Consider the following 22441-nt stretch of genomic DNA (forward strand, 5'->3'; position numbering starts at 1 on the left):
CCGCGCCCACAGTGCGGACAAGGCCTGCAATCGTGCCGGACCATGCCGTAAGGCGTCATCATGCGATTGGGGCTCGTCATGCCATTGGCGCCCTGATTGGAACCGCCCTGCCCGGCCTTGGCTCGACGATCCTTATCGCGCGGCGGCGCGCATTGTCCTCGAGCAGGCCGCGCAGTTCCTCACGGCCGCGCGCGATGCGCGACATCAGCGTGCCGGCCGGAACGCCGAGCATCTCGGCGGCCTCGGCATAGGAGAAGCCCTCGATGGCGACCATGGTCAGCGCGGCACGGCGGTCCGGGCTGATCGCCTGCAGCGCGTCGATGATCTCGGGCGGGGCGACTTGCTCCTGTTGGTGGGGGGGTTCGGTTTGCGCCTCTCCCGCTTCGAGCGGCAGCATCGACGCCTCGCCACGCCGGTTCACCTTGCGCATCTGGTCGATGAACAGATGATGCATGATCGTGAACAGCCACTTTCGCGGGCTCTCTCCCGTCTGCCAGTTGTCCAGCCGCAGCAGCGCCCGCTCCAGGCAGTCCTGGACAAGATCGTCGGCGGAATCGCGGTCGCGCAGCAGCGAGCGTGCATAGCGGCGCAGGCGCGGGATTTCGTCGAGAATGGCTCTCTGCTTTTCGTCCATGACCTTTTGTCTTTGTGCATGCCGTTGCCGCAAAACCGCTGCGCCTGGATGAGGACAGCTTTGGCTGATCTGAAAAATTCCTCTGTTCATGCCTGTCGTCGGCTCCAAAACGCTGGGGCACTTTTGGGCGACAGGCATGACGCTCTCAGCTCAGCGCGGCGTGGCGTCGATGGTGACCCGGTCGGGATAGAAGGCGCCGTGGGCGCAAATCTCGGCCATCTCGTCGAAGGGCTGCTCATAGGCCCACATCGCATCGTTACCGGTTTCGCCCGCCGGCAGCACGTTCCAGTAGCTGGAGTCGCCCTTGTAGGGGCACAGCGTCGACCGCTCCGTCTTCCTGAGCTTGCGGAAGTCGATGTCCTCGAACGGGATGTAGAAGGAGAAGGGATGGGGCGGCTCGGTCACCATTTTGGCTTTTGCCGAGGAAGCGATGATGGTGCCGTTTGCAAACACGACGACACGCCCGTTGAAGGGCTCGACTGTGATCACCTTGCCCGGATTGCGCCTGAAGCCGGGTGACGGGTTCGCATGCTGATCCATGACTGCTCTCCTTGTCCGCTGGTGGTTCGATGCCGGTCGACGGCGTCAGCTCTCACTGGTCACTGATGGGCCGGCGACAGCGGTCACACGCGACAGCTTCTGGCGCTTTTCGAGCTGTGGCTTTTCATAGGTCTTCTTCATCGTTCTTCCTTTTCTGACGTCTGGCAGCCGGTCCGCGCGGCTGCCGGCCGTGGATCATGGCTCCAAGGGACAACAGGCGCATCTCCCGTCCGGCCGATGCGCCGCCGAAGGAAATCCGGGCCAGCGTGGCAAGAACGATTCGCATGTGTTTCGCCGCGATCCGACGGCGGTGGATTTATCTCAGCCGGGACGGCCATGCTTGGGCCGGGCGGAACACGGTTTTGGCGAATGCGGCCCTGTCAGCACGACCGCAAGGCTTGGACAGGCGCGAACAGCTACCGGCGCGGCTATGGCGATGGCTGCTTGGCGCCGGTGCACGCCGCGAAATATCGATAATAAAGGACGACAGGTGAGACTCTACAAAATCAAGATGATTTGCCGGATATTTTCGCCTTTTCGGCACGAGAAGCAAAATAAATTTTCGACATACGAACTTTCACTTCGGAAAAATGTCCATTTCATCTCTGTTAACCAAATATTAACCAAAATTATCCGATACATACCGAAGTTATTCGCTGTCGTAATCCGAATCTAAGTTGTAATAATGACATTACTGTATCGTTGATGTCTTGCGAAGCATGCAACGGAGGAGCTGTAGGAGTGAAATCCGGGTCAAGACTGTGTTGCGAGGAACGGTCTGCCCGACGGAGGAAACACGCATGAGATTGCTGAAATATGCGCTGCTGGCGGGAGCGTCGCTGCTTCCCATCCTGCCCGCGATCGCCGCGACCGCGACGGGCAGCATGAATGTCCGCATCACGATTACCGACGAATGCAAGGTGCAGACGGCGAGCGATCTCGATTTCGGCTCGCACGGTGTCATTGATGCGAATGTCGACCAGACCAGCACCATCAACGTGCAATGCACGACCGGCAAGTCCTACAATGTTGGTCTGAGCGCCGGAGCGGGCGCGGGCGCAACGGTTGCTGTTCGCAAGATGACCGGGCCGGCGTCGGCGACGATCGACTACACCATCTACAGGGAAAGCACCCGGACGCAGCTTTGGGGCACCACGATCCCCACCGACACGGTCGGCGGAACCGGCAACGGCGCCATTCAGCCGCTGACGGTCTACGGGCGTGTTCCACCGCAGACGACACCGGCGGCGGGCCTCTACACCGACACCGTTGCGATCACCATAACGTACTGACAATCGATACCAACACGAGGACGATCATGCGATCCATGCTTTCATGCATCGGAGCCACGGCTGTTCTGTTGCTGTGCGCCGGTCTCTCACAAGCCGCTTCGCTCAGGGTGGCGCCGACAGGTCTCGAGCTGATCTCGCCCGACGCCTCGGCGGTTCTCAACCTCAGCAACGATGACCCCAAGCGGCCGATCAATGTGCAGATACGCGTCTTCGCCTGGAGCCAGGCTGGCGGGATCGAGACGCTGACGCCGACTACCGACGTCGTCGCCAGCCCGCCATCGACCAAACTCGGACCCAATGCCCAATACGTGGTTCGCGTCGTGCGCGTCAGCAAGGCGCCGGTGCGGGCCGAGGAAAGCTACCGCGTCATCGTCGACGAGTTACCCGACCCGTCGCGCAAGAAGGCCGGTACGGTCGCGCTCGCGCTGCGCTATTCGGTCCCGGTGTTTTTCCGCGACGCCGATGCCGCCGCGCCGGCAGTCGCCTGGAGTGTTTCGCGCAAGGGCGGCAGTCTTGTGCTGACAGCCAGCAATACCGGTGAAAGTCGTCTCCGCTTGTCCAACCTATCCCTGACCCAGAACGGCAAAAAGCTCGGCAACCGAAACGGGCTCGTCGGTTATGTGCTGGGCGGCGCGACCATGCAGTGGCCGATCGGCAGCAGCAAATCCTTGTCCGCTGGCTCCGTGCTTTTGAAGGCACAGAGCGATCTTGGACCCTTCGATGCCAAAGTTGCCGTCAAGGGCAAGTAGCGTCGCTGTCATCGTCGCGGTTGCGACTTTCACACCTTGCTTGGCGGTGCGTTCGCAGGAATTTCCGGCCGTGACGAACCTCGAACAGCCGGCTTCCGTTTTGCCAGCGGGCCGCAGCCTCTATCTCGAGGTGTTCATCAACGACGTTTCGACCAAGCTGGTCGGCAATTTTATCGAGATGCCGGATGGTGGGCTGGCGGCGGCGCCCCAAGAGCTGAAGGAGGTCGGCCTGAAACCGCCGGAGGACATAGCCGACGCCGGCGGCCTGGTCAGGCTCGACCAGTTGGCCGACGTTTCGTTTCGGATCGATGAGGTAGCCCAGCGCCTCTACGTCACCGCCGCCAATGACAGCCGCGAGGCGCGCATGGTGGATCTCGGCTTGCGCTTGCAGGACCGGCCGGCGCCGCAATCGGGCTTGGGCGCGGTTCTCAACTATTCGCTGTTTGCCAGCTCCAACACATTGTTCGACAAGGACGTCGAGCTGTTCCAAGGCGTTTCCGGCGGCTTCGATGCGCGCGCGTTCAGCCCCTATGGAACGCTCAGCCAATCCTTCATCGCCGGCTATTCCGACGGCAGGCTGGGCGGCTTCACGCGGCTCAACACGACATGGAGCTATTCCGACCCCGACCGGCTGATGACCTACCGCGCCGGCGACTTCATCTCCGGTGGATTGTCGTGGACGCGTCCGATCTATCTCGGCGGCATCCAGGCGCAACGCAACTTCCACCTGCGATCGGACCTGGTGACGCTACCCCTGCCCTCCTTCGGCGGCACGGCGGCGGTGCCGTCGACGCTCGAGGTCTACACGCAGAACGTGCGCACCTATTCCGGCGACATCCAGCCCGGGCCGTTCCAGGTCACCAACCTGCCGGTGTTCACGGGCGCCGGACAGGCGCAGGTGGTGCTGCGCGACAGCCTCGGCCGCGAGACCACGGCCACCTTGCCGTTCTATGCCTCCAGCATGCTGCTGCGCCAGGGACTGCTCGACTTTTCCGTCGAGGCAGGGATGGCGCGGCGCAATTTCGGCATCTCCTCCGACGATTATGACGGCCGCGTCATGGGGGTCGCCAGCGCGCGTTACGGCGTGACCGACCGGCTGACATTGGAAGCCCATGCCGAGGGCGGCGCCGATCTGATCAATGGCGGCATAGGTGCTGCCTTCCCGCTCGGGGCATATGGCGCGGCTTCGCTGGCGGTCGCCGGCAGCCATCATGACCGGCGCACCGGCTCGCTGGTCGATGCCAGTGTCGAATTCGGCTATGACGGCTGGGCGATCAACGCCCACATGCAGCGGGCCTTTGGCGGCTATGAAGACATCGCCTCGGTGACGGCGGAGCCGGTTCTCGACCCCGACGACTTCACCCGTTTCAGCGCTGGCGTGCCGCGCTCGGTCGACCAGGTGACGCTCAGCGTGCCGATGCCGATCGATTTCTCCAGCCTCAACCTGTCCTATACGCATTTGAAGAGCGCCGAGGGCGAAAACAGCCAGATCGTCGGCCTGTCCTACAGCCAGGCGATCTTCAAGCGCAGCACGCTCTATGCCACCGCCTTCGCCGATCTCGACGACGACAGCAGCTATGGCGTGTTCGCCGGGATTTCGATCCCGTTCAACGACGAGATCTCGGCGTCGACAGGCGTCGAGCAAGGCCCTGAGGGCCTCAATGTCACTGCCGACCTCGCCAAATCGGAGCGGGCCGAGGACGGCAGCATCGGCTGGCGGCTGCGCACCTCGGAGGGCGAGGTCCCCAATCGTTCGGCAGCGGTCAGCTACCGCGCGCCGTTTGCGCGTTTCGAGGCCGGCGCCCAGCAATTCGACAAGGACTTTCGCGTGACCGGCCAGATGGACGGCGCCATTGCGGTTGCAGGCGGCGGGGTGTTCGCCACCAACCGCATCGACGATGCCTTTGCCGTCGTCGATGTCGGCACGCCTGATGTCGAGGTCTTGCATCAGAACCGGCCGGTAGGCAGGACCGACAGCAAAGGCCGCATCCTGGTCACCGGGCTCAACTCCTATGAGCTGAACACGGTCTCCATCGACCCGAAGAATCTACCAGTCGACGCGGATGTCCCGGCTACCAAGGAGACCGTCGTCCCAGCCGACCGCAACGGCGTCGTGCTGAAGTTCGGCGTGTCCGAGGCGGCGCAGGCCGCGCTGGTGACGCTGGTCGACTCGAGCGGAACGCCACTCGAAGCCGGACTCTCGGGACGCGTCGATGGCGGCACTGAAGACTTTGTCGTCGGCTATGACGGGCAGGCCTACATCAAGGGCCTCGGCAAGCAGAATTCAGTGCAGGTCGAGCGCGCTGACGGCGGTTCATGCCGGGCAGAGTTTCCCTTCGAGGCGGCGCGCGGCCGGCAAGTGGTGATCGGGAACGTGGTGTGCCAATGAGAGCTGGAGGAAAAATGCTGCGCGCCGTAATCATCGCCCTGCTGCTGGTGCTGCTCCCGTCGCTCGCCCGGGCGCAGAGCTGCAGTTACACCGTCACCAGTTTGAATTTCGGCCTCATCGACACGCTGTCGGGCACCGCGGCGACATCGACAGCCACCTTCACCGCGACTTGCAGCGGCAGTTTGCCATTGCTGCTGCCCGTCCTGGTCTGTCCGCATATTGCCGCCGGCACCGGCGGTGCAACCTCGGCGGCGGCCCGGCAGATGGCGAGCGGCGTCAACAGCCTCAACTATCAACTCTATTCGGACCCCGCAATGAGCGTTGTCTGGGGCACCTATAACTGGGCCTATGCCTCGCGCCCGCCACCGCTGCTGCTGAGCCCCAATCTCTTCGGCAACTCAATCGACACCCTGACGCTCTATGGCCGGGTTCCCGGCGGCCAGGCGACCGTTCCGCCGGGCACTTATCTGTCGACATTTTCGGGCGGGCAACTCGAGTTCCGCTCCCGGACAACCCTGTTGAGCAGCAGCTGCAACACCGGCGCGGGCAACTTGGGCGCCAGTCCGACCTTCACCATCAACGCCACGGTCGCGGCAAACTGCCTGGTCGCCACCCAGAACATCGATTTCGGCTCCAAGGGCGTGCTCGACGCCAATGCCGATGCCACCGGCCAGGTCTCGGTCACCTGCACGCCGTCGACCGCCTATACGGTTTCCCTGAATGGCGGCACGACAGGCGGCACGCCGACCAATCGCAAGATGTCGAAGGGCGGCGAGCGGGTCACCTACGGCCTCTACAAGGACGCCGCGCGCTCGCAGCCCTGGGGTGACGCCGGAACGCCGGGAAGCACGGTGGCCGGCACCGGAACCGGTACGGCCCAGGCGCTCACCGTCTATGGCCGCGTGCCGCCGCAGACGACGCCCTCGGCCGGCGTCTACACCGACACGGTGGTGGTGACCATCACCTATTGATCGCGGCCCGCCTCGCCGTTGGCCGGCGCCAGCCAGCGCGCGTAAATCTCGCCGACGATGCCGCGGCGAAAGACCAGCACGCAGATCATGAAGATCAGGCCGGTGGCGATGGTCACAGGGAAGCCTGAGGTGGCGAGGGTGTTTTCCAGGCCGACGACGAGGCCGGCGCCGACGACAGGACCGACCATGGTGCCGATGCCGCCGAGCAGCGTCATCAGGATCACCTCGCCCGACATCTGCCAGGTGACGTCGGTCAGCGTCGCGAACTGGAAGACGATCGCCTTGGTGGCGCCAGCAAGCCCGGCAAGGGCTGCCGACATGACGAAGGCGGCGAGCTTGTAGCGGCCGACCGAATAGCCCAGCGAGATGGCACGGTTCTCGTTCTCGCGGATCGAACGCAGGATCATGCCGAAGGGCGAGTTGACGATGCGCCAGACGGCGAAGACGCCGATGAGGAAGACGGCAAGCACGACGAAATACATGTTGAGCGTGACGTTGAGATCGACGATGCCGAACAGATGCCCGCGCGGCACGCCCTGTATGCCGTCCTCGCCTTCGGTGAACGGCGCCTGGACGCAGAAGAAATAAAACATCTGCGCCAGCGCCAGCGTGATCATCGAGAAATAGATGCCTTGCCGGCGGATGGCGAGGAAGCCCATGACCAGGCCGAGCACGGCCGCGCCGGCGGTGCCGAGCAGGATGCCGGCCTCGGGCGGCCAGCCCCATGCCTTGACGGCGTAGGCGCAGAAATAGGCGGCGGCGCCGTAGAAGGTGGCGTGGCCGAACGACAGCAGCCCAGTGTAGCCGAGCAGCAGGTTGAAGGCGCAGGCAAACAGCGCGAAGCACAGCATCTTCATCAGGAAGATCGGATAGACGAAGAAGGGCGCGGCTATCAGCGCCAGTATGGCCAATGCCAGCAATACCCGCTTAAGCCGCACGGAGGCGGCGGTGCGCTGGTCGTGAAGGGCTGCCTCGCTCATCTCAGGCGTCCCTTCCGAACAGGCCGGCGGGGCGCAGGAGCAGCACGATCGCCATGATGACGAAGACGACGAGGTTCGACGCCTCGGGATAGAACACCTTGGTCAGGCCCTCGGCGAGGCCGAGCATATAGCCGGTGACGATGGCCCCAAGAATCGAACCCATGCCGCCGACCACAACGACGGCAAAGACGACGATGATGATATCGGAGCCCATCAGCGGACTGACCTGGTAGACGGGCGCGGCGAGAATACCGGCAAGGCCGGCGAGCGCCGCGCCGAGCCCATAGGTGAGCGTCAGCAGCAGCGGCACGTTGACGCCGAAGGCCTGCACCAGCTCCGGATTCTCGGTCGCGGCGCGCAGATAGGAGCCGAGCCTGGTCTTTTCGATCAGGAGCCAGGTGCCGATGCAGATAATGAGCGAGGCCACCACCACCCAGCCGCGATAGTTGGGCAGGAACATGAAGCCGAGATTGGTGCCGCCGGCAAGCTGCGCCGGAACGGCATAAGGGTTGCCCGACACGCCGTAGTAGAAACGGAACACGCCTTCGATGACCAGCGCCAGGCCGAAGGTGAACAGCAGCCCGTAGAGCGGATCCAGGCGATAGAGCCGCGACAGCGCCACGCGCTCGACCGCCATGCCGAAGACGCCGACGATGAGCGGAACCAGGAGCAGCGCCGGCCAGTAGCCGATGCCGAGATGGACGAGCAGCAGGTAACCGATGAAGGCGCCGAGCATATAGAGTGCGCCATGGGCGAAATTGATAATCCGCAGCAGGCCGAAGATGACGGCCAGGCCGAGGCTCAGCATGGCGTAGAAGGAGCCGTTGATCAGCCCGACCAGCATCTGGCCGAGCAAGGCCTGGACGGGGATGCCGAAGATCATGGTCATGGCGCCGTCACCGAGGGTGTTGCAAGCGGGATGCGTCTGTGCGGCACGTACCCCCACCCGGACCTTCGGTCCGACCTCCCCACAAGGGGGAGGTAGGGCGGTGGCCCTCCACCCTCCCCCTTGTGGGGAGGGTCGCTGCGCAGCAGCGGGGTGGGGGTACTGCCGTGGGCTGTCGTCATCATACCCCCAACACCTCGTGCAGCTGTTGCGTGTGAGCGGCAAGCTCGCTTACGGCAAAACCCTCCACCACCTTGCCATGCTCCATCAGATAGAAGCGGTCGGCGATGCGCGCGGCGAAGCGGAAATTCTGCTCGACGAGCAGGATGGTCATGCCGCGCTTCTTCAAGGTTGCCAGCAGTTCGCCGATGCGCTGGACGATGACCGGCGCCAGGCCTTCGGTCGGTTCGTCGAGCAGCAGCATCTGCACGCCCGTCCGCAGGATGCGGGCGATGGCCAGCATCTGCTGTTCGCCGCCGGACAGTTTGGTGCCGGGGCTGTTGCGCCGCTCCTTGAGGTTGGGAAAGAGATCGAAGATCTCCTCGACGCTCATGCCGCCCTTGGCCACCACCGGCGGCAGGATCAGGTTCTCGTCGACGGTGAGCGTGGCGAAGATGCCGCGTTCCTCCGGCACGAAGCCGATGCCGCGATGGGCAACACGATGCAGCGGCAGGCGCATCAGGTCGCTGCCGTCGAAGGCGACGCTGCCGCTGCGCTTGCGGACCAGCCCCATAATGGCGCGCAGCGTTGTGGTCTTGCCGACACCGTTGCGGCCGAGCAGCGTCACGGTCTCACCGCGAAAAACGTCGAGGTTGACGCCATGCAGCGCATGGCCCTCGCCATACCAGGCGTGGAGATCGCGCGCGGCAAGCATCGGCTCACTCATGCTCGGTTCCCCTGCTCGGTCCCCATGTAGGCGACCCTGACGCGCTCATCGTTGCTCACCGTTGCGTAGTCGCCGGCGGCGAGCACCTGGCCGCGCTGCATGACGGTGATCCAGTCGCAAAGGTCGGCGACGACGGTGAGATTGTGCTCGACCATCAGCACGGCGCGGTCCGTTGCCAGCGAGCGGATGATGCCGGAAATGACGCCGACATCCTCGTGCCCCATGCCGGCCATCGGCTCGTCGAGCAGCAGCACTTTCGGGTCGAGCGCCAGCGTGGTGGCGATCTCGAGCACGCGCTTTCGGCCATAGGAGAGATCGCCGGCCGGACGAGCGACATCGTCGAGACCGACGACGGCAAGCAGTTCGCGCGCCCGTGGAGTCAGTTGGTCAAGCGCGGCCAGCGAGCGCCAGAACTGGAAGCCGAGCCCGCTCGGCCGCTGCAAGGCGACGCGGACATTGTCGAGCACGCTCAGATGCGGAAAGATCGCCGATATCTGGAACGAGCGGACGAGGCCCATGCGCGCCACCCTGGCCGGCGCGGTGCGGGTGATGTCGTTGCCCAACAGTTCGATCCTGCCGCTGCTCGGCTGCAGGAACTTGGTCAAGAGGTTGAAGATTGTCGTCTTGCCGGCGCCGTTCGGCCCGATCAGCGCATGGATCTGGCCGTGATGGACGTCGAGGTCGACATTGTTGACGGCGACGAAACCGGCAAAGTCGCGCCGCAGGCCGCGGGCGGAGAGCACCACCCGCGGCTTGATTTCGGCACCGTCCGGCTGGACGGCCACGGCTTGCGCCAGCGTCACTTGGTGACGAGCGGGCAGCCGCTGTCTTCAGCCTTGATGAAGGCCTTGTCGCCCGGAATGGTCGCAAGGTAGGTGTAGTAATCCCAGTCCTTCTTGCTCTCCTCGGGCTTCTTGACCTGGTAGAGATACATGTCGTGGACCATCGAGCCGTCGGCCTGTACCTTGCCGTTGGCGTTGATGATGTCGTCGACGGGCATTTCATGGAGTTGCTTGGCGACCGCCTCGGTCTCGTCGGTGCCGGCCTTGTCGATGGCCTTGAGATATTGCAGCACCGCCGAATAGGTGCCGGCCTGGATCATGTTGGGCATGCGGTTGGTGCGCTTGAAGAAGCGCCCGGCGAAGTCGCGACTCTTGTCGTCGCGGTCCCAGTAAAACCCTTCGGTGAGCACCACGCCCTGCGCCGCCTGCAGTCCGAGGCCGTGCACCTCGGCAAGCGTGAACAGAAGTGCTGCCAGCCGCTGGCCGCCGGCGACGATGCCGAACTCGGCCGCCTGCTTGATGGTATTGGAGGTGTCGAGGCCGGCATTGGCAAGGCCGATAACCTTGGCGCCGGAGGACTGCGCCTGCAGCAGGAAGGAGGAATAATCCGTCGATCCCAAGGGGTAACGCACCTCGCCCAGCACTTTGCCGCCGCTTGCCTCAACAACCTTTGAGGTCTGCTCCTTCAGCGAATAGCCGAAGGCATAGTCGACGGTGATGAAATACCAGCTGTCGCCGCCCTGCTGCACCAGCGCGCCGCCGGTGCCGACCGCCTGCGAGTGGGTATCGTAAGCCCAGTGGAAACCGTAGGGCGAGCATTGCTTGCCGGTCAGGTCGGCCGATGCCGCTCCGGTAACGATGTCGATCTTCTTCTTTTCCTTGGACAACCCCTGGACGGCGAGCGCCACCGAGGATGTCGTCAGTTCCATGATCGCGTCGACCTGCTCGGTGTCGTACCACTGGCGCGCAATGTTGGAGGCAATGTCGGGCTTGTTCTGGTGATCGGCGTTGACGATCTCGATCGGCGCGCCCTGCACCTTGCCGCCAAAATCCTCGACCGCCATCTTGGCGGCCTCGACCGACCATTTGCCGCCGAAATCGGCATAGACGCCCGACTGGTCGTTGAGGATGCCGATCTTGACCTTGCCGTCGGAAATTTCGCCGGCCGCCGCCGGCATCGCAGTCGCCGCAAGCAGCGCGGCTGAGACGAGATAGGATGCTTTCACAGGTGGTTCCTCCCTTGTGGCCGACGCTGGAAAACGCGGCGGCCTTGCAATGGTTCAACAGTTCCGTCCGGTTCTCGCTGAAATCCGGGCCAGCGCCCGCCACTTCTCCTCTTGGCAACCCCTCCGCCCTGGGTGCGCCGGGAACCGTAGCATCACATTTCGCGAGGCGAGAATGCTATTTTCGTAGCATGGCGTGCTAGCGCGGCCGCTACCAGTCGGGCTCAATTGGAGAGTCTTCGGAAAAGCCGCTCGGGCCAGGCAGAGAGAGCGTTGCGGCGGCAGCGTCCAGCAGTGCCCCCGGAAGCCCTTTGAGATGCTCGCTGTCCAGCGGAAGCGCAAGATAGCCCGTGGCAATGCGTGCAGCCGCTTCCGCCTGTTCACGATCTCTCACTGCCTTGACCGCAGACCGATCAGGCCGCGTGGCCAGCCAAGCCTTGTGCAGAGCGAACATTCGAGGGTCGACCGTCGGTATGCTTACGGGATAGCCACGCTCATCGATCGCCACAGCCTCCACCTTCGGGGCGTTGATGAGCCATTGCAGCCCCTCCATGGGTGCGCTGTCGAGGTCGTCGGCAAGCTGTGTAATCGAGGTAGTGGCGTTGTTCTTGAGGACATGTCTTGCCTGCGGACGGATCAGGTCGACCAGATAGCCATCACGGTTCGCTGCCCTGAAGGCCCGGGGCTGGAGCGGCTTGAAGGACCTGTCCACTTTACGCAACACGCCTATCAGGCCGGACTGGCTTACCCTCTCGCCGGTCACGAAGCTGATGCGACGTCGGGAATCGAAGAGCAGGTCGATGTCGCCGGTTGCCGTGAGACCGCTGGTGATCTGGACGCCCGCCAGAGCCTCGTAAGCGAACAGCGCATTCGTGCCGACGACCAGCAACTGCTTGCCCAGCAGGTCTGTTTCGGCGCACCGCCGCAATATCCGTGCGGCGATGGCCGGTACCCTGCCCAACCCCATTGCCACATTGACTTTCGCCAGGCCGTTCAGGCGATCGGCCAGACCTGCCAGCAGATCCTTGTTCTGCACCCTGCCCTCGGAAAACGCAGCGAACGCCTTCTCCGTCTGGCTGCTTTTCGGCCCGAGTGAATTCTCGACCTGCCGGACCTTCCGCAGCAGGTATTCAGCACTGCTGCGCTCAACCCAGCGCATGCTGCCTGCAAAGCGCCTTTGGCGCTGGTCATCAGCACGCTGCCAGGCCTCGTAGACCTGTTGCGTATCTATGAGTTGGCGCCGCTGCTCGCCGGTCAACTCTCTCAGCATCGTTTTCCACTCTTAAGCCAGGATCAAGTTAACATAGTGGAAAACTCTTAATTAACAATATTTTGCTATGTTTTTCCACTATCGCAGCTATCATCCACACGCCGAGTGGAAAATACCGTAAAAACAATAGGTTATGTCCGAGAAAGGGAGGCCAGAACCTCACACGCGGGTTTTTAGCTGCGCGCGCCATGGCAGCCGCTTGCCGTCGCCTCACCGCTTCTGCGGATAGATCGTCTCGCCGCGCTTCAGCATCTCGACAAAAGCCTCGATCTTCTTCCTGCGCCCCGCCTCCGTCTTCATGTTGTGCGTTCGAAACGCCAGCGCGAACCGGTTCTGGGCGGAAAGCTTTGCCAGCATCTCCTTCGCCTTCGGCTCGGCGTCGATGGCGGCCTGCAGATCGTCAGGGATCTTCATGTCCTTGCCTGAGGCATAGGCGCGGTCCCAGCGGCCGTCGGCCTTGGCCGCCTCGACCTGTTTCAGCCCGTGTTCGGTCATGCGGCCCTCCTCGACCAGGCGGGCGACATTGTCGATGTTGATCTTGCTCCAGATGCTCTTCTTGCCGCGCGGCGTGTAGCGCTGCAGAAAGCTCTTGTCGTCGAGCGGCTTGCGTATGGCGTCGATCCAGCCGAAGCACAGCGCCACGTCGATGGCCTGCTTCGGCGTGATCGAGGCGAGGCCCGAGCCGACCTTGTGGACCTTGATCCAGACCTCGCTCTCGCCGGCATGATTTTCGCGCAGCCAGGCGTAAAAACTGTCGGGATCGGGGAATTCATGAACCTTGTCGGGATCGACCTTGAACGGCGCCATCATCACCTCGTTGTTGCCGGGCCGGCTGTATCGGCTGTCGATGCCAGTTTCCGTCCGCGGCGTCGATACCCCCTAGCCTATTGCGAGCCGGCTTGCGCCCAAGCCGGCGCTCATGGCAGTTTCCCGGCTGGTCGAGCCGGGCAAGGCAGACTGCAATTCGGGGGAAATGCCATGCGATCGATGTTACTCGGCCTCATCCTTCTGCTGCCGGCCTCGGCGCTCGCCGAACCCATCGAAACCCAGAAGATCATCACCGCGCTGACCGGCGACTTCAATGGGGACGGCGCCGCCGATCTGGCGATGATCGTCGAGACCGAGCCCGAAGACGATACCATGGACATGCATTTCTTCCTGAGGGACAAAAAGTACAATTTTCTGAAACCCGCCGGCGTCGTGCATGAGCAGGTCTACGGCGAATGGAACGACTACGACCAGCCGCATTATGAGGGCTCCGGCATCGAACCGGAGTTGACCTTGCTGCCCAACGGCTCGATCAAGATCTATCTGCCGGGGCTGATCGGCCCCGGCGAGCGGACCGACATGACGCTGACCATCGCCTGGCGCAACGAGGCCTTCGTCGTCGCCGGCGTTGCCTATGACCATTACAAATACCAGTCCGTTGTCGTCTACAGCAGCTGCGACTACGACGTGCTGACCGGCAAGGGCAAAAGTATGCAGACGCAGGATGATGACAGCAAGGTGAACAGTATCGTGTCTGTCGAAGGCCAGGTCGTGCCCTTCGCGGAGTGGGACACGGGGACGCCTTTTAGGGTATGCGGGGATTGAGGGGGCAGCCAATCTCCCCCCTCGTGGGGGAGATGGCCGGCAAGGGGGCTGCTGTCCCGCCAACGCACCGGCCAGTGTCAGCCACGTTTATCCCGCGATCTTCACTGCAGATGCGGTTTCTTCAAAAAGCTGTTTCGGTCGGCGGATTTCACTCGCAGCCAAGTCTCACGACCGTCACGCACGACCCTGAGAGGAATCTCCGAACCCGCCGGATTCTGCCATAGCTTGCGGTAGAAATCGGCGAGACCGTCGACCTCGCCATCGCGCACGTCGGAGATGATGTCGCCCTGGCGCAGGCCGGCCTTGGCGGCGGGGCCGCCTTCCGCGACGCTCATCACCACGACCGCACCGTTCGACTCGGCCGAGAAGGCGCCGAGCCATGGGCGCGGCGGCTTCGCCACCTGGCCGCGCGTCAGCAGATCGTCGAGGATCGGGGTCAGAAGGTTGATCGGCACGACCATGTTGATGTCGGCGACCTCGCCGTTGCGGCTCATCTGCAAAAGCAGCGAACCGATGCCGAGCAGGCTGCCATCCTGGCCGATGAGCGCCGCGCCGCCCCAGGACGGATGCGCCGGGGCAATGAAGATCGCCTCGTCAAGCAGATATTCCCAATAGCCGGCGAATTCCTGCTTGGTGACGATGTGCGCCTTGACCGAGCGGCCGGTGCCGTCGGCAAAGACCACGGGGTCGCCGATCTTGGCCTTCGAGGCGTCGCCCAGCGCCACCGCCGGCAGGCCGAGCGGCGCCAGCGCCTGCACCAGGCCGAAGCCTGTCTCCTGGTCATAGGCCAGCGCATGTGCCGGCACGACGCGGCCGTCCTGGTCGGTCAGCCAGACCTCCTCGGCCTCGGTGATGAGATAGCCTATGGTGAGCACCAGCCCGTCGCCGCGGATAACGACGCCGCTGCCTTCCCGGCGCGTGCCCAGGGCATTGGCCGTGAAGGCATCGTCGGGAACCATGGCGCGCACGCCAACGACGGAGCGCAAGAGCGGGGAAACGGGATCGATGGGCATGCTTTCATCCTGGCAGATTATGCGTGGGCAGTATCCTCTATAGGTATGCCGCGCTGCACAGGGCGCAAGGGCTTAGGCAACAAGGCAATCATTTCAGAGGCTGGCGCTGCTCCTCATCCGCCTGCCGGCACCTTCTCCCCGTATAGCGACGGGGAGAAGGGAGATGGCCGCAACATCGGCGCTCTTGGCAACGCTGGCAATTGGGGAAATCAGTAGGCGACAGCGTCCTTCTCCCCGTCACTATACGGGGAGAAGTGCCCGGCAGGGCGATGAGGGGCGGCGCCGACATCGATAATAGTTCAACACAAGTTGAACCTTTCTGAATTGCACCTATGTGTTCCCGTATCTAGGTTCCGCCGACTTTTCCGCCATCAGTCTCGCGCCGTCGCGCAAGTCGTTTTCGCCCCGCCAAACCCAAGGAATTTCCCGCATGACCGAATACACCCCGCCGAAAGTCTGGAGCTGGAAGAAAGCCAATGGCGGCACGTTCGCCAGCATCAACCGGCCTATTGCCGGTCCGACGCATGACAAGGTGCTGCCGGTCGGCAAGCATCCGCTGCAGCTCTATTCGCTGGCGACGCCGAATGGGGTCAAAGTGACTGTCATGCTGGAGGAGCTTCTGGCGCTCGGCCACAAGGGCGCCGAATACGACGCTTGGCTGATCCGCATCAACGATGGCGACCAGTTCGGCTCGGGCTTTGTCGAGGTCAACCCCAACTCCAAGATCCCGGCGCTGCTCGACCGCAGCGGCAAGACGCCTGTCCGCGTCTTCGAGTCCGGCTCGATCCTGCTTTATCTCGCGGAAAAGTTCGGCGAGTTCCTGCCGACCGAACAGCCGGCGCGCGCGGAAACCTTGTCCTGGCTGTTCTGGCAGATGGGTTCGGCGCCCTATCTCGGCGGCGGCTTCGGCCATTTCTACGCCTATGCGCCGGAAAAGTTCGAATACGCCATCGACCGCTTCGCCATGGAGACCAAGCGCCAGCTCGACGTGCTCGACCGGCGGCTGGCCGAGACCGAATATCTCGGCGGCGCCTTCTATTCGATCGCCGACATGGCGGTATGGCCCTGGTATGGCGGCCTTGCGCTCGGCCGCATGTACAATGATTCCGCCGAGTTCCTGTCGGTGCAGGACTACGAGCACGTACAACGCTGGGCCAGGGCGATCGACGCCCGCCCGACCGTGCAACGCGGCCGCATGGTCAACCGCGCCTTCGGCGACCCCGCCATGCAACTGCACGAGCGCCACGACGCCAGCGATTTCGAGACGAAGACGCAGGACAAATTGGTGGTGGCGGAGTGACTTTTTTACCCTCCCCCTTGTGGGGAGGGTCGATCCGCAAAGCGGATCGGGGTGGGGGTCGGCGCCAAGCACCCCCACCCGACCTTCGGTCGACCTCCCCACAAGGGGGAGGTAGGGCGCCTAGCCCTTCATCAATTTCGCCAGCCTCGGCACGCCCTCACCCACGGCGCGTTCATCTGCGAGCGTAAAGCTCATCCGCATCGTGTTGCGTCCCGAACCGTCGGCGTAGAATGCGTTGCCCGGCACGAACGCCACGCGGGCTTCCTTGACCGAGCGGGCGAGCAGCGCCGTGGCATCCGAACCCTCAGGCAATGTCAGCCAGACGAACATGCCGCCTTCCGGTCGGCTCCAGCTGACGCCATCCTGCATTTCCGCTTCGAGTGCTGCAAGCAAGCCGTCGCGGCGCTGGCGGTAGGCGCCGATCAGCTTTTCCACCTGGCCGTCATACACGGCCTCGGAGACGCGGTGCATGACCAGCTGGTTGATCGACGGGCTGTGCAGGTCCGACGCCTGCTTCATCAGCACCAGCCGCTCGACGACACGGCGCGGCGCGCAGACCCAGCCGACGCGCATGCCCGGCGACAGGATTTTGGAGAACGAGCCGCAATAGAGCGTGCGGGCGTTTTCGATGCCGCCTGAGCGTTCGCAGTCGAACGCCAGCATCGGCGGCTGGCCCTCGCCGTCATAGCGCAGCGCGCGATAGGCGGCGTCCTCGATGACGGCAATGTCGAGCTCGCCGGCAAGGTCGAGCACCGCCTCGCGCTGCTGGCGGTTCAGCGTCTCGCCGGTCGGGTTGGCGAAATCGGGCACGAGATAGGCAAATTTCACCTTGCCGCCTGCAGCGGCAGCCGCCGCCTGGTAGGCGGCGGGCGTCATGTTGCCGCCATCCGGCGTCAGCCGGTGGTAGCGCGGCTCATAGGCGTTGAAGGCCTGCAACGCGCCGAGATAGGTCGGCCATGTCACGAGTGCTGTGTCGCCCGGCGACAGGAACAGCTTGCCGAGATAATCCAGCGCCTGCTGCGAGCCGGAGGTGATGAAGATGTTGTGCTCGTCGCAGGCGATGCCAAGCTTGCCCATCTGGCCCGCCAGCCATTTTCTGAGCGGCAGATAGCCTTCGGAGACCTGATACTGAAGTGCTGCGCTCGCCTCCGCGCCGCCCAGCACCGAGGCGTAAGCATCGGCGATGGCTTGCGCCGGAAACAAGGCCGGATCGGGGATGCCGCCGGCAAAGGAGATGATATCGGGCTGGTCGAGCAGTTTGAGCAGCTCGCGGATTTCCGACGCCTTCATGCGCGAGGCGCGCGACGCCAACAGGTCCATCAAACTCACGAGCCAACCTCCCGGGATACGGCATCTGGTCCAGCATAACCGTCCCGGCCATGCGAATTTAGGTCAATCTGGCTGACCTATTATCAGGCTCCCCCACCCGCGGGAATAGCCAGACCGTCATTCCGCGTGGCCCAGACGAAAAAGCAAACACATTTTGACCCCTGCACAGGGAAAATTGTTGCGCGCCGAGGGGCGCGGATGCAACCTCATTCCGAGCGGACCGGCATAAAAAGAAAAGCGGTCTCAACCAGGGGAGATAAAATGGCGCTTGAGCTCATCGGGCCGGATTCGGCCGCACCGGCACATGGTCGACCTTTGCCGCGCTGAACAGGCTGGGCCTTCCCAGCTACCACATGCAGGAAGTCATCCTCAACAAGGCCAACAAGGGCCATCTCGACTTCTGGCGCAAGGTGGCCAACAGCCCGCCCGGCAGCCAGCACGACTGGACCAGAGTCTTTGCCAACTACAAGGCGACGGTCGACAATCCGGGATGCTGCGTGTGGCGCGAATTGATGGCCGCCTATCCCGACGCCAAGGTGCTGCTCACCCTGCATCCGCGCGGCGCCGAGGCCTGGTACGACAGCACCATCGACACGATCCACTTCACCGAGACATTGTGGCAGTTCAAGGTGCTGGAATGGCTGACGCCGTTCGGCCGCAAATTCGGCGACATGTCGCACAGGCTGATCTGGGGCCGCACGCTTGCCGGCGTGATGGACGACCGCGCCAAGGCGGTGGCGCGCTACAACGCCTATACCGAGGAGGTGATAGCGGCCGTGCCGCGGGAGAAGCTTCTGGTGTTCAAGGTCAGCGATGGCTGGGCGCCGCTCTGCGGCTTCCTCGGCGTGGCGCTGCCCAACGAGCCTTTCCCCAACCTCAACGACCGCGAAAGCGTCAAGAAGATCATCCGCGACATCATCAACGGCAGCTACATCATGCTGGGGCTGTCGGTGGCGGCGGTGCTTGCGGTGATCGCGGCGCTGTGGTGGTGGCTGGGGTAGCCGCCGGACCATCAGGGTACCGCTACTTGCGCGTGATCCAGCCGAGGAGATCCGGCTCGACGTCTTCGTGGTCGGTCAGGTCGCGAACCAGGGAAGCGGCGAGCGCGCGCCACCGCTTTTCCGGGACATTGTCTTCCATCACCGATTTGATGAAGGCGGCGCGCAGGATGGCGCAATCGAAGGCGGATACATCGAAAAGCAGTTCTGCCATTTCGGTTTTCCCCGTTCACATCGGGCGGGCGGGCCTGTCGAAGCCTCAGGCGCCAGCGCCCCATATACATGGTCGACGACAGCAGATTCATACTCTTGCCGAACCAAGGTTCAACACAATTCGATTGTACGGTTTTTACCAAGCGATTGCGGTTCGTTGCCCGCTTTTGCGCCGATGCTAGATTTGCCGGGCGGCCTCTCCCCAGATGGCCGCAAATGGCCGGCGCGGCTCTGGCAACATGCTTTCACCGGCATTCGCGTCGGCCATTTCCAGCCCTGCCAGGCTCAGCCCAGCAGGCGTTCGTATTCGGCCTCGGCCTGGCCGTAGAAGCCGTCGGCGACGGCGATCAGGCCATCCCGGTCGCGGATGACGATCTCGCCGCGCCGCGACCGGATCAGGCCGCGCCCTTCCAGGATCTGCAGGCCGATGGTGACGCCCGGACGCCTGACGCCGAGCATGACCGACAGGAACTCATGCGTGATCTGGATCTGATGGCCGACCAACCTGTCGTCACACATCAGGAGCCATCTGGCCAGCCGATCCTCGAGCTTGGCGCGGGCATTGCTCAGCGCAGTGGATTTGGTCTGGCCGTGCAGATAATGGGCATAGCGCAGCAGGAAGGCGCGAAGCGTCGGGCTTTTCTGCAACGCTGCCTTGAACGGCTCGGAATCGATGCACACCGCCTCGCCCGGCATCTGCATGTAGCAATCATGGGGCGCCCAGTCGGCGCCCATCACCAGAGCGGAGCCCGACATGCCTTCGTGGCCGATGATGCCGACCTCGGTGTCCAGGCCCGGCCGGTTCCTCGCCACCACCGAGGCCAGGCCGCTTTCCAGGAAGCATACCGAGGCGACCGGCTCGCCCGCCATTTCGAGCGGGGCTTTGAGATCGAGCACACGATGGTGCAAATGCGGCGCAAGCAGTGCGAAGTCGGCCGGGTTCATGCGGCGCAAAAGGCCGCTTTTCTCCTTGCTGACCGACTGGTCCATCGCTCTCTCCCCAAGGGCAAGAGCACATGTCATCTCCCAGCCGTCGGCGCCCTGCCCAAATGCAAACGGTCATTGGACGATAGCTGACTCGGATTCAGCCATTGTACTTCGTACAAAACCGACAAATCAGGGGCGACGCCCCATGGATCAATCCAGCAGCTTTCCTGGATCAGCGCTTCGGGCGGTCAGCCGCAACCATGCGCGCTTCGCGCACGATGGACGAGCGATCGTTGCCGATCAGCGATGCGATCTCTTGTATCTGCTGCTCGGAGGCCCCGGTTTCCCGCGCCAAGGCCGCGAGCGCCTCGGCGCTCAGACCGGACTGTCTCGGTTGCTCCGCCATGGCTCCAATGCCTCCTGTCGGGGCAGGAGTGCGATGGTCGCTCCCAAGCGTCAGCGCCCATTGATGTGGCCGACGATGCTGCACTGTACGCTTCCGAACAATCGATGGCGAGCGATATATTAGCGACGCTGGATGCGGCCCTAGAACGGCAGCCTTATCTCATCGATCGACCTCGACTCCGTCCAGCCAATGTCCTTCTGGATCTCCGTCGGCAGCGCATTCAGTGCGCGCACGGTCTTCCTGTGCTTGCTGGCGCGCGCCAGGGCAGCGCGAATTCTGCTGAGACTTTCAAACATCGGTTACCTCCATGCAGCAGCAGAGCGCTGCCTTAGGCCCGCTCTTGCACGGCCTCTGTAACCGATCGATTGCGCGGCAACGGTGAAGCGCTTCACAAACCGATGCCGGCCAGAAACATTTGTATACAAATTAGTTGCGCTCCCGCGGTGGCGTGATCCGACCTATGGCAGGGCGATCGCATATGGCGCTCCCTCGGGTTCGGCGACCCACCTACCCTTCGTCGGCGCAAGGCGATCACATATGAGTTCTTACGAAGAGGACCCCCACCCTAACCCTCCCCACAAGGGGGAGGGAACGCTGCCGCAAGCCACCCATTCTGGCGTGGAACCTAGGCGATTTGCGGCGATCAGCGCCTACCAAGTCTCCCTCCCCCTTGTGGGGAGGGATTAAGGGTGGGGGTATTCGCTGGCGCCGCCTTATGCGATTGCCCTGCCCTCCTCCGCGCCATCGCCGGCATCGGCGTCCGCCAGCCTCGCCTATGGACGAATCCCATCATGCGCAATAAGGATGGGGTCTGCCGTGGCGCTTTCGCGCCGGGGCAGGCGACGTTCGTTCAATGACGCTGCGCCGGGCGCCTTTGACGCCCCGCAAAAGTGTCGATACCGGGGGATCTGGTCATGACCGACAACAAGCCGACCGTAGACGTTACCAAGGACTGGCAGGCAACGCAGGGCCAGAAGTCCGGCGCCACGCGGCTGCGCCTGTTCGCCGTGCTGTCGTGGGTCATCGCCATTGGCGGCGAGATCGCCGGGGTCGTCTTGCTCTACAAGCACAAGTTCGACCAGGGCAACCTGCCGCTGCTGATCGGCATCCTGGTCGGGATCGCGATATTCGCCATCGTCGGCAGCCTGCTCTGGAAGGCGGCCAACCGGAAGGACCCGGCCCGCGAATCCGACACGTTCAGGTTCTTTGTCCAGAACCAGCTCGGCGCGATCATCACGCTGATTGCCTTCCTTCCGCTGGTTCTCTTGATCCTCAACGACAAGAACATGGACCCGAAGAGCAAGAAGGTGGCCGGCGGTATCGGCGCCGTGCTGGCCGTGCTGGCGACGCTGATCGGGGTCAGCTACCAGCCGCCATCGGTCGAGCAGTACACGCAGGACATGAACACCTGCGCGGAACAGATCAAGGCGGGGCAGCCGACCACGGCCTGTTCGCCCGAGGTCGCCGCCCAGGCGCAGGCGATCGCCACCGACTCCACCACGGTGGCCGCGGCGACGAAGGACGCGGCACACCCCAATGGCCAGGATATCGTCTACTGGATCGCGCCGGAAAACGGCGCCGCGAAGTCCGACACCGAGCATGTCTTCCACCTCTGCGCGGCCGTCAGCCCGCTGAAGGACAAGACCGTCAACAGCGGCACCGTGACGGAAGCCTACGCCCAGAACGCCATCCGCATCACCAAGCAGATCGAGATGGAACAGAAGCAGTGCGGGTTCACGACCACGCCGTGAATGAGGCTGCGGGCTGGCGTGGCCGATTGGGTGCGCCAAACTGGTGGTCCACATCATAGTTGTCCGTCAGTGGCGTGCGGTCCCTCGTGGCGCGAAGGCTTACATGGCGGGACTAGACGCAACGTAAGCGGCTGGGGCACGCCAAATCCCTGGCAGGGGCACGACGAAAATTGAATGTCGCATTTGGGCCGCTTCCTGCCTGTCCGGTTTCGGGTGGTAGCATTCGGAAAGCGGACACACTCGTTGACTGGCGCGACAGCTAAATCCCGTTTGCCGGACACGGCGAGGATGCCGAGGGCCTCTCGGATA

The 22441-nt window shown here is 63.4% G+C and carries 23 protein-coding genes; 8 read left to right on the plus strand and 15 right to left on the minus strand.

The genetic code is table 11. From position 1 onward, the window contains the following. Positions 1–76 precede the first annotated feature (76 nt). Together NKJ88_RS24670 and NKJ88_RS24675 are read right to left on the minus strand one after the other, a co-directional pair. Positions 77–634 carry a sigma-70 family RNA polymerase sigma factor gene (locus NKJ88_RS24670; protein ID WP_352445889.1) on the minus strand — a complete coding sequence of 186 codons (558 nt, stop codon included), beginning with the start codon at positions 632–634 and terminating at the stop codon, positions 77–79. A 150-nt stretch (positions 635–784) separates the two neighbouring features. Continuing rightward, entirely contained in the window at positions 785–1174 is a 390-nt protein-coding gene (locus tag NKJ88_RS24675) for a DUF427 domain-containing protein (RefSeq protein ID WP_352445891.1), read from the minus strand. Between the two features lie 800 nt (positions 1175–1974). Here NKJ88_RS24675 and NKJ88_RS24680 point away from each other — a divergent pair. From NKJ88_RS24680 to NKJ88_RS24695, 4 genes are read left to right on the plus strand one after another with little or no spacing between them, the layout of a single operon-like run. Next, entirely contained in the window at positions 1975–2466 is a 492-nt protein-coding gene (locus NKJ88_RS24680; protein ID WP_023685937.1) for a Csu type fimbrial protein, read from the plus strand. A 26-nt stretch (positions 2467–2492) separates the two neighbouring features. Then, a complete protein-coding gene (locus NKJ88_RS24685; protein WP_031262512.1) occupies positions 2493–3215 on the plus strand; it encodes a fimbrial biogenesis chaperone in 723 nt (240 codons plus the stop codon). After that, entirely contained in the window at positions 3187–5604 is a 2418-nt protein-coding gene (locus NKJ88_RS24690) for a fimbria/pilus outer membrane usher protein (RefSeq protein WP_352445894.1), read from the plus strand. The genes NKJ88_RS24685 and NKJ88_RS24690 overlap by 29 nt, the downstream gene beginning before the upstream one ends. A gap of 14 nt (positions 5605–5618) precedes the next feature. Beyond that, positions 5619–6575 (plus strand): Csu type fimbrial protein, encoded by a 957-nt coding sequence (locus NKJ88_RS24695; RefSeq protein WP_352445896.1) that lies wholly within the window; start codon positions 5619–5621, stop codon positions 6573–6575. On the opposite strand, the gene NKJ88_RS24700 is transcribed toward NKJ88_RS24695, so the two are convergent. The 7 genes from NKJ88_RS24700 to NKJ88_RS24730 all read right to left on the minus strand — a co-directional run bounded on the left by NKJ88_RS24700 (position 6569) and on the right by NKJ88_RS24730 (position 13409). After that, positions 6569–7555 (minus strand): branched-chain amino acid ABC transporter permease, encoded by a 987-nt coding sequence (locus NKJ88_RS24700; RefSeq protein WP_023727091.1) that lies wholly within the window; start codon positions 7553–7555, stop codon positions 6569–6571. The genes NKJ88_RS24695 and NKJ88_RS24700 overlap by 7 nt on opposite strands. A gap of 1 nt (position 7556) precedes the next feature. After that, positions 7557–8444: a branched-chain amino acid ABC transporter permease gene (locus tag NKJ88_RS24705; RefSeq protein WP_023693757.1), complete on the minus strand. Its 888-nt coding sequence runs from the start codon at positions 8442–8444 to the stop codon at positions 7557–7559. A 178-nt stretch (positions 8445–8622) separates the two neighbouring features. Next, entirely contained in the window at positions 8623–9327 is a 705-nt protein-coding gene (locus tag NKJ88_RS24710) for an ABC transporter ATP-binding protein (RefSeq protein ID WP_352445898.1), read from the minus strand. Then, positions 9324–10112: an ABC transporter ATP-binding protein gene (locus NKJ88_RS24715; RefSeq protein ID WP_352445900.1), complete on the minus strand. Its 789-nt coding sequence runs from the start codon at positions 10110–10112 to the stop codon at positions 9324–9326. Before NKJ88_RS24715 ends, NKJ88_RS24710 begins: the two co-directional genes overlap by 4 nt. Positions 10113–10126: 14 nt before the next feature. Continuing rightward, positions 10127–11335: an ABC transporter substrate-binding protein gene (locus NKJ88_RS24720; protein WP_023743303.1), complete on the minus strand. Its 1209-nt coding sequence runs from the start codon at positions 11333–11335 to the stop codon at positions 10127–10129. A 208-nt stretch (positions 11336–11543) separates the two neighbouring features. Then, positions 11544–12602 (minus strand): GSU2403 family nucleotidyltransferase fold protein, encoded by a 1059-nt coding sequence (locus NKJ88_RS24725; RefSeq protein WP_352445902.1) that lies wholly within the window; start codon positions 12600–12602, stop codon positions 11544–11546. A 210-nt stretch (positions 12603–12812) separates the two neighbouring features. Beyond that, on the minus strand, positions 12813–13409 hold the full coding sequence (locus NKJ88_RS24730) for a YdeI/OmpD-associated family protein (RefSeq protein WP_023693762.1): 597 nt from the start codon (positions 13407–13409) through the stop codon (positions 12813–12815). A 171-nt stretch (positions 13410–13580) separates the two neighbouring features. Between NKJ88_RS24730 and NKJ88_RS24735 the strand changes: the two genes are divergently transcribed. Then, complete coding sequence (locus NKJ88_RS24735) at positions 13581–14195, plus strand: hypothetical protein (RefSeq protein WP_023715162.1); 615 nt, start codon at positions 13581–13583, stop codon at positions 14193–14195. 101 nt (positions 14196–14296) lie between these two features. Here the strand turns inward: NKJ88_RS24735 and NKJ88_RS24740 are convergent, their stop codons facing one another. Beyond that, positions 14297–15208 carry a S1C family serine protease gene (locus NKJ88_RS24740; RefSeq protein WP_023671416.1) on the minus strand — a complete coding sequence of 304 codons (912 nt, stop codon included), beginning with the start codon at positions 15206–15208 and terminating at the stop codon, positions 14297–14299. A gap of 430 nt (positions 15209–15638) precedes the next feature. On the opposite strand from NKJ88_RS24740, the gene yghU reads away from it, so the two are divergent. Beyond that, positions 15639–16508 carry a glutathione-dependent disulfide-bond oxidoreductase gene (gene yghU, locus NKJ88_RS24745; protein ID WP_023671415.1) on the plus strand — a complete coding sequence of 290 codons (870 nt, stop codon included), beginning with the start codon at positions 15639–15641 and terminating at the stop codon, positions 16506–16508. Positions 16509–16628: 120 nt separating this feature from the next. On the opposite strand, the gene NKJ88_RS24750 is transcribed toward yghU, so the two are convergent. Next, positions 16629–17828 (minus strand): aminotransferase-like domain-containing protein, encoded by a 1200-nt coding sequence (locus NKJ88_RS24750; RefSeq protein WP_352445941.1) that lies wholly within the window; start codon positions 17826–17828, stop codon positions 16629–16631. 341 nt (positions 17829–18169) lie between these two features. Between NKJ88_RS24750 and NKJ88_RS24755 the strand changes: the two genes are divergently transcribed. Beyond that, a complete protein-coding gene (locus NKJ88_RS24755; protein WP_352445943.1) occupies positions 18170–18838 on the plus strand; it encodes a sulfotransferase family protein in 669 nt (222 codons plus the stop codon). A 22-nt stretch (positions 18839–18860) separates the two neighbouring features. On the opposite strand, the gene NKJ88_RS24760 is transcribed toward NKJ88_RS24755, so the two are convergent. The 4 genes from NKJ88_RS24760 to NKJ88_RS24775 form a co-directional block, all read right to left on the minus strand. Further along, positions 18861–19049, minus strand: a complete 189-nt coding sequence (locus tag NKJ88_RS24760; protein WP_023671412.1) for a hypothetical protein — start codon at positions 19047–19049, stop codon at positions 18861–18863. 284 nt (positions 19050–19333) lie between these two features. Then, positions 19334–20038, minus strand: coding sequence for a Crp/Fnr family transcriptional regulator (locus NKJ88_RS24765; RefSeq protein ID WP_352445906.1), 705 nt, complete (start codon positions 20036–20038; stop codon positions 19334–19336). A 169-nt stretch (positions 20039–20207) separates the two neighbouring features. After that, positions 20208–20381: a hypothetical protein gene (locus NKJ88_RS24770; protein WP_023689840.1), complete on the minus strand. Its 174-nt coding sequence runs from the start codon at positions 20379–20381 to the stop codon at positions 20208–20210. A gap of 140 nt (positions 20382–20521) precedes the next feature. Continuing rightward, positions 20522–20677: a DUF1127 domain-containing protein gene (locus NKJ88_RS24775; RefSeq protein ID WP_023671409.1), complete on the minus strand. Its 156-nt coding sequence runs from the start codon at positions 20675–20677 to the stop codon at positions 20522–20524. 618 nt (positions 20678–21295) lie between these two features. On the opposite strand from NKJ88_RS24775, the gene NKJ88_RS24780 reads away from it, so the two are divergent. After that, positions 21296–22132, plus strand: a complete 837-nt coding sequence (locus NKJ88_RS24780) for an SLC5/6 family protein (RefSeq protein WP_352445908.1) — start codon at positions 21296–21298, stop codon at positions 22130–22132. Positions 22133–22441 lie beyond the last annotated feature (309 nt).

It is taken from the genome of Mesorhizobium sp. M0016 (genome assembly GCF_040324035.1).
GTDB lineage: Bacteria > Pseudomonadota > Alphaproteobacteria > Rhizobiales > Rhizobiaceae > Mesorhizobium.